This window comes from Thioalkalivibrio sp. AKL19, from assembly GCF_000420165.1.
In the GTDB taxonomy this organism is placed as follows: Bacteria; Pseudomonadota; Gammaproteobacteria; order Ectothiorhodospirales; family Ectothiorhodospiraceae; genus Thioalkalivibrio.
In genome coordinates this window covers 379,939-393,392 of sequence record NZ_ATUK01000010.1, presented here as the reverse complement: position 1 = coordinate 393,392, position 13,454 = coordinate 379,939, and the positions used below count along the sequence as shown (strand labels likewise).

Here is a 13,454-nt window from a genome sequence, read left to right as displayed (position 1 = left end):
CACGGGGTTCAGTTCGCGCGCTGCCAGCGCGTGCCGTCGGGGGTGTCCTCGAGCTCGATGCCGTTGGCTGTCAGTTCGTCGCGGATGGCATCGGCGGTGGCGAAGTCGCGGGCCTTGCGCGCGGCCTGGCGCGCCGTGATGCGTTCCTCCACCCAGGCCGCCAGCTCGTCGTCTCCGGCATCGCCCTGGAACCACGCAGCCGGGTCCTGCTGCAGCAGGCCCAACAGGCCGGCCCCGGCCAGGAGCTCGCCCTTGCGCCGCGCGCGCTGGGCATCGTCCGTGGCGGTCGCCAGGGCATCGCTCATGCGGTGCAGCGCGGTGATCGCGGCAGGGGTGTTCAGGTCCTCCAGCAGCGCCGCGAACACCGGGGTCTCGGCGGCGGCGACCGGGTCCGGTTCGATCTCGGCGGCGTCGCGCAGCACGCGGTACAGGCCGTTCAGGCTGTTGCGCGATTGGGTCAGGGTCTCTTCCGAGAAGTTCAGCGGGGCGCGATAGTGGCGCGACAGCAGTGCCAGGCGCAGGACCTCGCCGGGGTAGTGCCGCAGCAGGTCGTGCAGCAGCTGAAAATTGCCCAGCGACTTGGACATCTTCTCGCCGTCGATGGTCAGGTGCCCGTTGTGCACCCAGTAGCGGGCGTAGTGGGTGCCGTGCTCGTGGCAGCCTTCGGCCGCGCAGCCCTGGGCGATCTCGTTCTCGTGGTGCGGGAAGACCAGGTCGTGGCCGCCGCCATGGATGTCGATCATCGGGCCCAGGTGGCTGCGGATCATCGCCGTGCACTCGAGGTGCCAGCCGGGGCGGCCCGTGCCCCAGGGGCTTTCCCAGCCGGGCTCGCCCGCCGCGGCCGGCTTCCACAGCACGAAGTCGCCGGGGTGGCGCTTGTAGTCGGCGACCTCGACCCGGGCGCCGGCCTGCATGTCCGCCAGCGAGCGTCCGGACAGGGCGCCGTAGTCCGGGTAGGAGGTCACGTCGAACAGCACGTGGTTGTCGGCCACGTAGGCATGGCCGCGTTCGATCAGGCGCTCGATCAGTTCGATCATCGGCTGGATGTGTTCGGTCGCGCGCGGCTCCAGGGTGGGTTCCAGCGTGTCCAGTTCCGCGATGTCCTCGTGGAAGGCCCGCGTGAAGCGTTCGGTCAGCGCGGCGATGGGCTCGTCGTTGTCGGCGGCGGCCTTGTTGATCTTGTCATCGACGTCGGTGATGTTGCGGGCGTAGACCACGTGATCCGTGCCGTAGAGCTCGCGCAGCACGCGGAACAGCACGTCGAACACCACCACCGGCCGGCCGTTGCCGATGTGTACGCGGTTGTACACGGTGGGGCCGCAGACGTAGAGCGTCACCCGCTTCGGGTCCTGGGGCACGAAGGGCTCGTCGCGCCCGCCCAGGGTGTTGTGCAGGATGAGGGTCCGGGACTCGCTCATTGGCCGGTGTCCTTGCCGTACAGCGTCTCGGGGGCGATCTCGGGGTCGCTGGTGACCACGACGGCGTCCTGCTCGACCTGCAGGTAGAAGCAGCTGCGCCGCCCGGTGTGGCAGGCCGGACCGGTCTGGTTCACCTTCAGCAGGAGGGTGTCGCCGTCGCAATCCAGGTGCAGGGAATGCAGCTGCTGCACCTGCCCGGACTGCTCGCCCTTGCGCCACAGCGCCTGGCGCGAGCGCGAGTAGTAGCACACGCGTCCGGTCGCCAGGGTCTCGTCCAGGGCCTCGCGGTTCATCCACGCCAGCATCAGCACGTCGCCGGTGTCGTGCTGCTGGGCGATCGCGGGGATCAGGCCGTCGGCGTTGAGCTTCAGGCGTTCCAGGACCTCGGGGGTCGGGTGGCGCTCGCCACGGGGTTCGCCTTCGAGTTGCTTGAACATCGCTGCGTCCGCTTGCGGGAGCGGCGAAGAATAGCATTTTCGAAGGGCGCCCCGAAGCCCGCATCGGGCCCCGCGCGCCCTGGGCCATCCGGTTGCCGTGCGGCGGCCCTTGCGCCCCGGCGCCGGGTGGCCGATGCTCGAGACAGGACAGGCGTTCGCAGGGAGGGCCGGACGCGTCTCCACAACAGCCGGGGGGCTTGATGGAGCGAGACGGTAAGAGGGTCGGGAAGCCCAGCGCCGGGCGCACGGCGGCGATAATCGCCGTGGTGTACCTGGTCTTCGGCCTGGCTTGGATTGGTCTGTCCGACCGCGCCTTGCTGCTGATGGTCGATGACGTCGCCCTGCTGGCCCAGTTGCAGACCCTCAAGGGCTGGGGCTATGTGGCCTTGACTGCCGTCGGGCTGTTCCTGCTGGTCTACTACTCACTGCGGGCGCGCGACCGCGCCTCCCGCGAGGCACGCCGCCTCAACGGAATCGTCGAGCGCTCCCCGGTCGTCGCGATCGAATGGGCGACCACGCCCGGGTGGCCGGTGACCTTTGTCTCGCCCAACATCGCGCGCTGGGAGATCGACCGTCACGCCCTGCTGCGCGGCGATCTGCACTACGCCGACCTGATTCATCCCGAGGACATCGACCGCATCGTGACCGATGTGGCCGCGCACATCGACCATGGCCCGGATCGTTACACCCAGGTCTATCGCGTGCGCAGTGGTGCGGGCAGCTGGATCTGGCTGGAGGACCGGACCTGGCTCACCCGCGACGAGTCCGGCCGGGTGACCCGCATCCACGGTCTGCTGCTGGATGTGACCGAACGCCTGCGCGCCGAGCGGGACCTGCGCGATTCGGAGACCCGCTTCCGCGCGATCTTCGACAACGTGCAGGAGGCGATCCTGCTGCAGGACCTGGATACCGAGGCCCTGATCGGGGTGAACGCCGCCGCCGAGCAGATGTACGGCTACAGCCGGGCGGAACTTCTGGCCAGCAGCGTGGAAGATCTGACCGCGGATGAAACCGGCTACGACGTGCAGCGCCAGAAGGCGCTGATGGAGCGCGCCCGGCGCGGCGAACAGCTGGTGTTCGAGTGGCGGGCGCGCCACCGTGACGGCCACGGTTTCTGGGTGGAGGCCAACCTGCAGGCCACCGAGATCGCCGGTGAGCGGCTGCTGCTGGTGACCCTGCGCAACATCGAGGCGCGCAAGCAGGCCGAGGCCGCGCTGGCGCGTCAGGTGGACCGCCTGAGCCAGGCGGAACGCCACGCGGGGCTGGGCAGCTGGGAGTACCTCCTGGAGACTCGCGAGATGTGGTGGTCGGATCGCCTCTACGGCCTGCTGGATTGTGACGCCCGCTACGGCACGCCCACGCTGGAGGCCTTTGCCCGCAATTTCTTCGGTCTCGACTCGGAGGATGGCGCGAGCTTTTCCGCGGCGATGGAGGCGCTGCTGGCGGGCGGCCGGCCCGGGCCGCGCCGGCTGTTGCTGAAGGCCCGCCCGGAGGTCCGCGCGGATGCCTGGTTCAGCATCACCATGGAGGCCCCGATTGAGCGGGCGGACGGCATGCACTACGTGCAGGGCACGGTCCTCGAGGTCACCGAGCTGAAGCGCCAGGAACTCGAACTGCGCGACCTGAACGCCACGCTGGAGCAGCGGGTAGCCGAACGCACGGCGGCGCTGCAGGCGCTGAACCAGGAACTCGAATCCTTCTCCTACGCCGTGTCCCACGACCTGAAGGCGCCCCTGCGCGGTATCGAAGGCTACAGCCAGTTGCTGGAGACGGACTACGGCGAGCAACTGGAGGGCGAGGGACGCACCTTCGTGCGCAACATCCGTCAGGGCGTGGCGCAGATGAACGAACTGATCTCGGATCTGCTCGCCTATTCGCGCATGGAACGCCGGCCACTGGAGGATCGCGAGATCCGGGTGCGGGCACTGGTGGAGGAGGTAGTGGAGTCGGTGGATCCGGCCCTGCGCGAACGTGCCGAGATCACGCTGGAGATCGATCCCGATCTGGTATTCCAGAGTGACCCCGACGGGGTCGCCCTGATCCTGCGCAACCTGCTGGAAAATGCATTCAAATTCAGTGCCGAGCGCGCAACACCCCAAGTGACGGTGCAGGCGGAATCCCGCAGTGCTACGCTCGGAATCTCGGTACGCGACAACGGGATCGGCTTCGACATGGCGTTTCAGGAGCGCATCTTCGATATCTTCCAGCGTCTGAATCGCGCCGAGGCCTATCCCGGGACCGGCGTTGGCCTGGCCCTGGTACGCCGGGCGGTCAACCGCCTCGGCGGGAAGATCCGCGCCGAGGGCACGCCGGGCGCGGGCGCCATCTTCCACGTGGAGTTCCCTCGATGAGTACGACCTCGCGCCAGCCCTCCATCCTGGTGGTCGAGGACAATCCGGTGGACATCGATCTGATGCGCCGCGCCTTCGAGCGGCGCAATCTCACCAATCCGCTGGAGATCGCGCGCGACGGGGTGGAGGCCCTGGAGTTTCTCGAGCACTGGGAGCGGGGTGAACTGGCGCCACCGGCGGTGATCCTGCTGGACATCAAGCTGCCCAAGGTCGACGGGCTGGAGGTGCTGCGGCGCATCCGTGCCCACGAGCGCTTCCGCCGCATCCCGGTGGTCATGCTGACCTCTTCCAGCGAGGACCGCGACATCGCGACCGCCTACGACTGCGGGGCCAATTCGTACATCGTCAAGCCGGTGGATTTTGGCAAGTTCGTCGAGGTGGCCGAGCAGGTGGAGCTTTACTGGTGCCTGCTGAATCAGGCGCCGGGCTGAATCCGGCGAAGCCCATGCGAATCCTCCTCGTGGAAGACAATCCGGCGGATGCCGACCTGCAGCGTAGGGCCCTGGAGCGGCAGGTGCCGGGCGCCGAGGTGCACCTGGCGGCATCGCTGGCCGAGGCGCGGGACGCGCTGGCCGGGAACGAGGCCTTTGACTGCGTGGTGGAGGACCTGCGACTGCCGGATGGCAGCGGTCTCGAACTGATCGGCGAGCTGAACACCGCGGGTCGCGGCGAGGCCGTGCTGGTGCTGACCGGGCACGGTGAACAGGAGTCGGTGGTCGCGGCGTTCCGCGCCGGGGCTGATGACTACCTGACCAAGTCCGACGATTACCTGGAACGTCTGCCGGGACGCGTCGTGGATGCCCGCGCCCGGCGCGAACTGCGCGTGATCGATGCGCACGAGCCACTGCGGGTGCTGTATGCCGAGCACAATGAATTCGATATCGGCCTGACCCGGCGCGAACTGGCGCATGCCGCCCCGCACATCCACCTGCAAGCGGTTCACACGGCGGAGGAGGCCCTGGCGGCGTTGCCGCAGAAGGCCGGCGCCGACCCGGGCTTTGATCTGCTGCTGGTGGATTACCGGTTGCCGGGGATCGATGGCCTGGAGCTGGCACGGCTGGTGCGCGAGGAGCGCGGCCTGGACCTGCCGACGGTCCTGGTGACCGGGCAGGGCACCGAGGATCTGGCCGCGCGCGCCCTGCGCATGGGCGTGGAGGACTACGCGGTCAAACGCGACGGCTACCTCAAAATGCTCCCGGTTCTACTGGACCAGGTGCATGCCCGGGCGCGGCTGCGCCGGGAGCGCGCCGCGCTGGCGGCCTCCGAACGCCGCTACCGCGAGGTGATCGAGCGCGCCGGTGACATCGTCTTCGAGACCGATGCCGCGGGGTGCTGGCGTTTCCTCAACCCCGCCTGGACGGCCATCACCGGGCACTCTGTGGAGGCCGCGATCGGCGGGGAGATGCTGTCCTTCATACCGCTGGAGGATCGCGGGATGGTGGCGCGGCTGCTGGCCCGCGCCGCGGAGGCCGACGACGGTCGGATGGAGACCGAGATCCGGCTGCGCGCGGCGGACGGTTCGCTGCGCTGGCTGGAACTTCGGGGCCACATCAATCTGGATGCCGCGGGGCGGGCGCAGGGGTTGTCCGGAAGCCTGGTGGATGTGACCCGACGGGTCCTGGATCAGCGCATTCAGGAGGTGCGCGTGAACGTGCTCGCGCGTCTGGCCACCGGCGAACGCGATCCGCGCCTGCTGGAAGATGTCGTCAAGGGGCTGGAATCGCTGGCCCCCGAACTGCACGGCTGCCTGATGCTGCTGGATGGCGACAGCCAGGAGCTGTACGCGGTGACCGCGCCGCGCGTGCCGGACCCGCTGCGCAGCGCCACGCGCCGGATACGCGCCGAGCAGAGTATGGGCTCCTGTGGCGAGGCCGCCTGGAGCGGGGAGCCGGTGGTCGTCGAGGATTGCAGGTCCCATCCGAACTGGGCCGGTTACTGCGACCTCACCCACGCGGCGGGTTTCCACGCCTGCTGGTCGTTTCCCTTCCACGATGCCGACGGGAGTGTGCTGGGCACCCTGGGGATCTATGTCGCCGCCGCGCGCGGGCCCAATGCCGGCGAGCGCGTGCTGATCGAGGAATTTACCCAGATCGCCGGGCTGGCCGTGCAGAAGCTGCGCGCCGCGCAGGCCCTGGGCGAACGCGAACGGGCACTGCGCACCGCGGCGGAGCTCACCGTGGAGCTGTTGCGCGAGGACAACCCCGCGAGTGTGATCCATCGCCTGCTGGCCGAACTGGGGCAGGAGACACATGCCGACCGCGCCTATGTGCTGGTGGCCGAGCTGGACCATGACGTCCGCGAGGCCCTGGACGTACACCGCTACTACTGGGTACGCACGGACACCGATTACGCGATCCGGCCGCCACCGCTGCGCAACCTGAGCCTGGAATCGCTACTGCCGCGCTGGCATGCGATCCTGCAGGACGGCGGGGCGGTGGATGTGCTGACCCGTGACCTGCCGGATGCCGAACGCGAGCTCATGGAGGCGGCCCAGTGCCAGGCGGCACTGCTGGTCCCGCTGTATGTGGAGGGCGAGTACCGTGGCTTCCTTGCCCTGGACCGGGTGCAGCGCGCCCAGCGCTGGAGCGATGCGGACCAGAGCCTGGCGCGCATTGTGGCGTCGAGCCTGGGCGCGGCATTGGAGCGGCGTCAGGCCTTGCTGGGCCTGCGGCGGATGGCCGCGGTCTTCGAGAGCACCCGGGACGGGATCGTCATCACCGACCTGACCCCGCGGATCGTCGCGGTCAACCCGGCCTTTGCCGACATCACCGGGTTCTCCGAGGCCGAGGTGATGGGTCGCAATCCGAGTTTCCTGCAGTCCGGGCGGCACGATGCCGACTTTTTCAAGCGTATGTGGGACGGCCTCGAGCGAGAGGGACACTGGCAGGGCGAGATCTGGAACCGGCGGCGCAATGGCGAGGTGGCCCCGCAGTGGCTGAGCCTCAATACCGTCAACGACGAGCAGGGCCAGGCCCTGCATTACGCCGGTGTATTGACCGACATGTCGGAGCTCCGCCGGTCGGAGGATGAGCTGCAGTACCTGGCGCAACACGATGCCCTGACCGACCTGCCCAATCGCAGTCAGCTGCAGGCGATGCTGGGGCAGGCGCTGGAACGGGCGCGGACAGACGGCTATCGCATCGCGGTGCTGAGCCTCGACCTGGACCGCTTCAAGAACGTCAACGACTCCATGGGGCACCCGGTGGGGGACCAGGTGCTGGTCGAGGTGGCCCGGCGCCTGCGCGAGGCGGTCGGCCCCGCCCATGCCCTGGGACGCCTGGGCGGGGACGAGTTCCTGGTCGTGGCGGAGAATCCGCCCAGCGACGAGGCCGTGGCCCGTTGCGCTCGCGACCTGCTGGCAAGCCTGGAGCGCCCGTTCGCGCTGGAGGACGGGCGCCTGGTGTACCTCAACGGCAGTATCGGCATCAGCCTCTATCCCGAGCACGGGGATTCGGTCACCGCGCTGATCCAGCACGCGGACGCGGCGATGTACCAGGCCAAGGCCTCCGGCCGCCAGACCTGGAGCGTCTACACCCAGGCCCTCACCCGCGCCGCCGACGAGCGCCTCGAACTGGAGAACCGCCTGCGGCATGCGGTGGAGACCGAAAGTGGCGAGCTGCGTCTGCACTTCCAGCCACAGGTCGCGCTGGAGGACGGGCGACCCTTCGGCATGGAGGCGTTGTTGCGGTGGCAGACCGAGGACGGCGAGATGATTCCCCCGGATCGTTTCATCCCGATTGCCGAGGACACCGGGTTGATCGTTGCGCTGGGCGAGTGGGTATTGCGCGAGGCCTGTGACGCCGGGCGGACGTTGCTGGATCGCGGTGCCGGGGACTTCAGCCTGGCGGTCAATCTCTCGCCGGTACAGCTGCAGCGCGGCGACTTCGTGAACCGCGTGGCGGAGATCCTGGCGTTGACCGGGTTCCCTGCTGAACAGCTCGAACTGGAAATTACCGAGACCGCGATCATGCAGCAGGGCGAACAGGCCATCGCGCGGCTGGTGGCCCTGAAGGAGCTGGGCGTGCGCCTGGCGATCGACGACTTCGGTACCGGGTATTCCTCGCTGGCGGCCCTGCGGACGTACCCGCTGGATGTGCTGAAGATTGATCGCAGCTTCGTCGATGGGGTGGCCAGCGAGAGCGCCGACCGCGAGATCGCCGCCACCATCATCGCCATGGGGCGCAACCTGAACATGCAGGTGATCGCGGAGGGCGTGGAGACCGCCGAGCAGGCGGCCTTCCTGCGGGAGCGCGGTTGTGCCCTGGGCCAGGGCTATTTCTACAGCCGGCCGCTGGAACTCGGGGCGCTGGCAGACTGGATGACGCGGCACGGCGCACTGACGTCGGGATGACCGTGTGCCCCGTGGCGCTGTCCGGGGCGCTCCGGTAGCCTTGGTTCGCGTCTTTTCAGCCACCCCCAGCCCGGAGCTGCCCCGATGTCCGATTCGTCCCGTCCCACTGCGCTGCGTTCGATCACCTTTCACGGGCTTGAGCCGGGGCCGCGTCTGATCGTGCTCGGCGCGGTGCACGGCAACGAGACCTGTGGCACGCAGGCCGCCGAACGGGTCCATGCCGAACTGGAGTCCCGCGAACGCGACCTGCTTCGGGGCAGCCTGACGCTGGTGCCGCGGACCAACCCGCTCGCCTATGACCTGGGGCAGCGCATGGGCGAGCGCAACCTGAACCGCAACCTGCGCGTGACCGATGCGCCGCAGGACTTCGAGGACCGAATCGCCAACGTGCTGTGCCCCTTGCTGGCGGCGCACGACGTGCTGCTGGACCTGCATTCGTTTCACACCGGGGGGCAGCCGTTCATCATGCTCGGCCCGCGCAACAACGACGGCGAGCTGGAAGGCTTCGCGCAGGCGTGCGAGGAAGAGGCATTGGCGGCGTGTCTGGGGCCGCGGCGCATGGTCGAGGGCTGGCTGGACACCTACGCCCGTGGTGTCGCGCAGCGGATGAAAAACCCGAACGCCAGCCAGCGCGCACAAATCCTCAGCACCGATCCCAGCTACGGGGTCGGCACCACCGAATACATGCGCAGCCAGGGTGGCTATGGCGTGACCCTGGAGTGCGGCCAGCACGACGACCCGCAGGCCCCGGTGGTGGCCTACAACGCGATCATCAACACGCTGGCGCACCTGGACATGCTGGAGGCCCCGGCCACCCCGGGCCAGGGCGACCCGGAAGTGCTGCGCCTGGTGGAGGTCATCGACCGGAATCATCCGGACGACCGCTTTGCCTGTGAATGGAAGAGCTTCGACCCGCTGCAGGCGGGCGACCTGATCGGCGTCCGCGCCGACGGGACCGAAGTGCGGGCGCCAGAGCCCGGGTTCATCGTGTTCCCCAACCCCAACGCGCTGCCGGGCAACGAGTGGTTCTACCGGGCCGAGTTCAGCGACCGCCGGGTGATCTGAGCCGCGGTTCCGCCCGCCCGACATGGATTTCGCGCCTTCCGGCGTCGCGCTGCTGCTTCTGGCCGTTGGTTTCCTGGCCGGGTTGCTGAATGCGGTGGCCGGGGGTGGCAGCTTCGTGACGCTGCCGGCCCTGATGAGCGTGGGTGTCCCGCCGGTGGCCGCCAATGCCACCGGGACCGCGGCACTGCTGCCCGGCTATCTGGCCAGCGTGCTGGCGGATCGGCGCGCGCTGGGCGCCGCCTGGCGCGAACTGGGGCCGGGACTGGCCTGGGGGCTGCTGCTCGCGGGGGTTCTGGGCGGTGCGCTCGGGGCCGTCGCCTTGCTGCTGACCGGCGATGCCGGTTTCGGTGTCCTGATCCCCTGGTTGCTGCTGGTCGCCACCGCGCTGTTCGCGCTGGGGCCCTGGCTGCAGCGCCAGGCGGCGCGGCCGCATCCGGGAGCGTTGCGGATGCTGGGGGCCGGGCTGGGCTGTGCCTATGGCGGGTATTTCAACGGCGGGGTCGGCATCCTGCTGCTGGCGATCCTGCGTGGCCAGGGCGCGGCGGACCTGCCCCGGGCCAACGCGCTCAAAAACCTGCTCTCCTCGGTGCTGACGTTAATGGCCGTCGTGGTCTACATCGCGGGCGGCCAGGTGGTGGCGACCGGGCTGCTGGCGGTTGGGGCCGGGGCGATCCTCGGGGCGCGGCTTGGCATCGCCCTGGTGCGCCGTATGCCGGAGGCCGGGTACCGTCACGCGGTCACCGGGATCGGCGCGGTGATGACCGTCCTGTTTTTTCTCGATCCTGCCTGGCTTGCATCGCCCAATTTGTAGGATGTGTTGAGCGTAGCGAAACGCATCACCATCGAGTACCCGGAAAATCGCCCGCCTTCCGACTGATGCGTTTCGCGGCGCTCAACGCATCCTACGTCGGGGTTTTGGGGCCGGCGGCTGGCGCGTGGGCGGCCTCGAGGATGCGGGCGAGATCATCCAGGGTGGCGGTTTCGGATTCTGGCAGGATGGCCTCGAGGCGCGGCCGCAGCGGGGTGTCCGGGGCGTCCATCGGCTCCAGTCCGCCGTGGCCGTCCACGCGGTTGAGGCGGTGCCAGCCCTGGTCGGTCTCCACCAGGCCCTTCAGGCGGTCGCCGGCAAAGCCGTCGACCAGGTGTACGAGGGTGGCATGGTCGATGCGCTGTCCCTCGGGCAGCAACCAGCTGCGGCCGATGTAGCCGTCGCCGCGGGTGTCGATGGTGACCCACTCGTCTGCGGTGTGGGCGGCGTCATCATGATGGTGTTCGTGTTCGTGTTCGTGTTCGTGGCTGGCGGGCCCACCCGCGGTCGCGGTCACGAGAAAGTCGCGCGCCTCGGGGAACAGGGCGCCGCCCCGGTCCAGGCGCGGGCGGTCCAGCCACTCGCGTTCGATACGCCCCTGAGTGGTTTCCACGACCAGGGGCCGCGGTGGCGGCATCGCCGCGACAAAGGCCTGCAGCGCCTCGCGGTCCGCTTCGCTGTAGAGATCGGCCTTGTTGGCCAGCAGAACGTCGGCCAGGGCGATCTGGTCGCGCCAGTTCGGGTGCTCGCGGTGGCGCGGCGAGGCGAGGTGGCGGGCGTCCATCAGGGTGACCGTGGCGCGCAGGTCCAGCACGCCGGCGTAGGGGGGCTCGGTCAGGGTGCGGACAATCTGCGCCGGGTGGCCGAGCCCGGTGGGCTCGATCAGGATGCGGTCCGGTCGCTGGCTGCGGATCAGCCGGTTGAGGCCGACGGTGAACATTTGCGCGGAGACACAGCACAGGCAGCCGCCGGGGATCTCCTCCAGCGCGACGCCGGTATCGGCCAGCAGGCCGCCGTCCACGCCGATCTCCCCGAACTCGTTGACCAGCACGGCCCAGTGCTCGCCTTCCGGGCGCTGTGCGAGCAGATGGCGGATGGCGGTGGTCTTGCCGACACCGAGGAAGCCGGTAACCAGGTTGAGCGGGATGTCGCGGTGTTGTGCCACCTCAGGTCTCCTCGTCCGGCTGTGCCGGTGGCGTGCCGGTATCCTCGTCGGCCGGTGCCAGCGTGTCGGCGCGGACGCCTTCGCTCTCGAGGCTGTCGCGCATCGCCTCCTCGGCCTCCTTGTTGAGGACGATGATGGAGATGCGGCGGTTGATTGCGGCCTCGGGGTTCTCGCGGTTGAAGGGCACGCTGGCGGCCAGGCCGACGACCCGGGCGATCTGGTCGGGTTCGGTGCCACCGGCGATCAGGGCGCGGCGAGCGGCATTGGCGCGATCGGCCGAGAGTTCCCAGTTGGTGTAGTCCGGACGCTGCAGGGGCCGGGCATCGGTGTGACCGGTGATCGAGACCCGGTTGGGAACCTTGTTGATCAGGGCGGCCAGCTCGCGCAGGATCGCGTCGGCATGGTCCAGCGGCCGCGCGCTGGCGCTGTCGAACATCGGCCGATTCTCGCGATCGATGATCTGGATGCGCAGGCCATCGGGCGTGATGTCCAGCAGGAGTTGGTCCTTGAAGGGCTCCAGCGCCTGACTTTGTTCGACCGCTTCCTCCAGCGCCTCCTGCAGGGTCTCCAGGGCCTCGCGATCACGCGCCTCGGCGAGGTCGTCCAGGGTTTCTTCGTCGATGCCACTGGGCGGCGCTACGGATTCCGGGTCTTCCATCAGCTCTGGCAGGCCCTCGAAATCGATAATGGACGGGTCCACGCCGGTCCCGTCGCCGGGTGCCTGACCGGGCACGGGGGCGCGCCCTTCGAAGGCCGAAGGATTCTGGAAATACTCGGACAGGCCTGCGCGTTCCTCGGCCTCCATCGCCGCGAGCAGCCAAAGGAGCAGGAAGAAGGCCATCATCGCGGTGGCGAAGTCGGCAAAGGCAACCTTCCACGAGCCCCCGTGGTGGGCCGCCTTGACCACCTTCTTCTTGACGATGATTGGCTGGGTTTTGTCCTCGACGCCCATGAATGCGGTCCGGACGGCCTCAGGCCGCCTTCACGTGCTCCTCGAGTTCGGCGAAGCCGGGGCGCATCTCGCTTTCCATGGTCTTGCGCCCGAATTCCACTGCCACTTGCGGGCTGTACCCCTGAACATTGGCCAGGATGCAGGCCTTGATGCACTGGAGGAACTTAGCTTCTTCCTGGGATCGCGACTCCAGGGCGGCCGCGGTTGGACCGACGAAGCCATAGGCCAGCAGGATGCCGAGGAAGGAGCCGACCAGCGCGGCGGCCACGTTCATCCCGATCTCCTCGATCGAGCCGCCGATCGCGCCCATGGTGTTCACGATGCCGAGGACGGCGGCCACGATACCGAAGCCGGGCAGGGCGTCCGCGACGCGGTTGACTGCGTGGCTGGGGCGCTCGGATTCCTCGTGGTGGGTCTCCAGGTCCACGTCCATCAGGGCGTCCAGCTCGTGCGGGTTCATCGAGCCGGAGATGATCAGGCGCATGTAGTCGGTGATGAACTCGACGGCGTGATGGTCCTTGAGTACCCGGGGATGCGCCTGGAACAGGGCGCTCTCCTCGGGCTCCTCGACGTCGCCCTCGATGCCCATCAGGCCTTCCTTGCGGGCCTTGGTGAACAGCTTGTACATCAGCGCGAGCAGGTCGAGGTAGTCCTCGCGCGAATACTTCGCCCCGCCCTTCAGGAGTTGGGGGAGGGACTTCATGACGGTGATCACGACCCGCAACGGGTTCGCGATCAGGAAGGCGCCGAGGGCGGCCCCGCCGATGATCATGTATTCGTACGGCTGCCAGATGACCAGGATGTTGCCACCGTGCAGCACGAAGCCGCCGAATACGCCGCCCAGCACGATGATAAAGCCTAGGATGTACTTCACTGATGGGGTTCCGGGATGTGGGCTTTAATTGGG

General features: G+C 68.6%; 10 protein-coding genes. 5 read left to right on the top strand and 5 right to left on the bottom strand.

Annotation, left to right across the window (positions count from 1 at the left end; all coding sequences use genetic code 11):
* Nucleotides 1-8: 8 nt before the first annotated feature.
* Both cysS and hisI read right to left on the bottom strand, forming a co-directional pair.
* Complete coding sequence (gene cysS / locus F817_RS0103715; protein ID WP_024326391.1) at nucleotides 9-1,418, bottom strand: cysteine--tRNA ligase; 1,410 nt, start codon at nucleotides 1,416-1,418, stop codon at nucleotides 9-11.
* Complete coding sequence (hisI, locus tag F817_RS0103710; protein ID WP_024326390.1) at nucleotides 1,415-1,855, bottom strand: phosphoribosyl-AMP cyclohydrolase; 441 nt, start codon at nucleotides 1,853-1,855, stop codon at nucleotides 1,415-1,417. The genes cysS and hisI overlap by 4 nt, the downstream gene beginning before the upstream one ends.
* Nucleotides 1,856-2,118: 263 nt before the next feature.
* Here hisI and F817_RS0103705 point away from each other — a divergent pair, with 263 nt between their 5' ends.
* The 5 genes from F817_RS0103705 (at nucleotide 2,119) to F817_RS0103685 (ending at nucleotide 10,433) form a co-directional block, all read left to right on the top strand.
* Complete coding sequence (locus F817_RS0103705; protein ID WP_024326389.1) at nucleotides 2,119-4,206, top strand: PAS domain S-box protein; 2,088 nt, start codon at nucleotides 2,119-2,121, stop codon at nucleotides 4,204-4,206.
* Nucleotides 4,203-4,637 carry a response regulator gene (locus F817_RS0103700; protein WP_024326388.1) on the top strand — a complete coding sequence of 145 codons (435 nt, stop codon included), beginning with the start codon at nucleotides 4,203-4,205 and terminating at the stop codon, nucleotides 4,635-4,637. The genes F817_RS0103705 and F817_RS0103700 overlap by 4 nt, the downstream gene beginning before the upstream one ends.
* 14 nt (nucleotides 4,638-4,651) lie before the next feature.
* Entirely contained in the window at nucleotides 4,652-8,557 is a 3,906-nt protein-coding gene (locus F817_RS0103695; RefSeq protein ID WP_024326387.1) for an EAL domain-containing protein, read from the top strand.
* Between the two features lie 84 nt (nucleotides 8,558-8,641).
* Nucleotides 8,642-9,622, top strand: coding sequence for a M14 family metallopeptidase (locus tag F817_RS0103690; protein WP_024326386.1), 981 nt, complete (start codon nucleotides 8,642-8,644; stop codon nucleotides 9,620-9,622).
* Between the two features lie 22 nt (nucleotides 9,623-9,644).
* On the top strand, nucleotides 9,645-10,433 hold the full coding sequence (locus F817_RS0103685) for a sulfite exporter TauE/SafE family protein (RefSeq protein WP_024326385.1): 789 nt from the start codon (nucleotides 9,645-9,647) through the stop codon (nucleotides 10,431-10,433).
* Between the two features lie 91 nt (nucleotides 10,434-10,524).
* On the opposite strand, the gene F817_RS0103680 is transcribed toward F817_RS0103685, so the two are convergent.
* From F817_RS0103680 to motA, 3 genes are read right to left on the bottom strand one after another with little or no spacing between them, the layout of a single operon-like run.
* Nucleotides 10,525-11,595, bottom strand: coding sequence for a GTP-binding protein (locus F817_RS0103680; protein ID WP_024326384.1), 1,071 nt, complete (start codon nucleotides 11,593-11,595; stop codon nucleotides 10,525-10,527).
* A gap of 1 nt (nucleotide 11,596) precedes the next feature.
* The gene (motB, locus tag F817_RS0103675; RefSeq protein ID WP_024326383.1) at nucleotides 11,597-12,547 is read right to left on the bottom strand and encodes a flagellar motor protein MotB; all 951 of its coding nucleotides are present in this window, start codon (nucleotides 12,545-12,547) and stop codon (nucleotides 11,597-11,599) included.
* A gap of 19 nt (nucleotides 12,548-12,566) precedes the next feature.
* Nucleotides 12,567-13,421 (bottom strand): flagellar motor stator protein MotA, encoded by an 855-nt coding sequence (gene motA, locus F817_RS0103670; protein WP_024326382.1) that lies wholly within the window; start codon nucleotides 13,419-13,421, stop codon nucleotides 12,567-12,569.
* Nucleotides 13,422-13,454 lie beyond the last annotated feature (33 nt).

Excerpts from the sequence above, each read along its gene's own strand:
- motB (WP_024326383.1), bottom strand. The coding sequence starts at position 12,547 with ATGGGCGTCGAGGACAAAACCCAGCCAATCATCGTCAAGAAGAAGGTG.
- F817_RS0103690 (WP_024326386.1), top strand. The coding sequence starts at position 8,642 with ATGTCCGATTCGTCCCGTCCCACTGCGCTGCGTTCGATCACCTTTCAC.
- F817_RS0103685 (WP_024326385.1), top strand. The coding sequence starts at position 9,645 with ATGGATTTCGCGCCTTCCGGCGTCGCGCTGCTGCTTCTGGCCGTTGGT.
- F817_RS0103695 (WP_024326387.1), top strand. The coding sequence starts at position 4,652 with ATGCGAATCCTCCTCGTGGAAGACAATCCGGCGGATGCCGACCTGCAG.
- hisI (WP_024326390.1), bottom strand. The coding sequence starts at position 1,855 with ATGTTCAAGCAACTCGAAGGCGAACCCCGTGGCGAGCGCCACCCGACC.
- F817_RS0103700 (WP_024326388.1), top strand. The coding sequence starts at position 4,203 with ATGAGTACGACCTCGCGCCAGCCCTCCATCCTGGTGGTCGAGGACAAT.
- cysS (WP_024326391.1), bottom strand. The coding sequence starts at position 1,418 with ATGAGCGAGTCCCGGACCCTCATCCTGCACAACACCCTGGGCGGGCGC.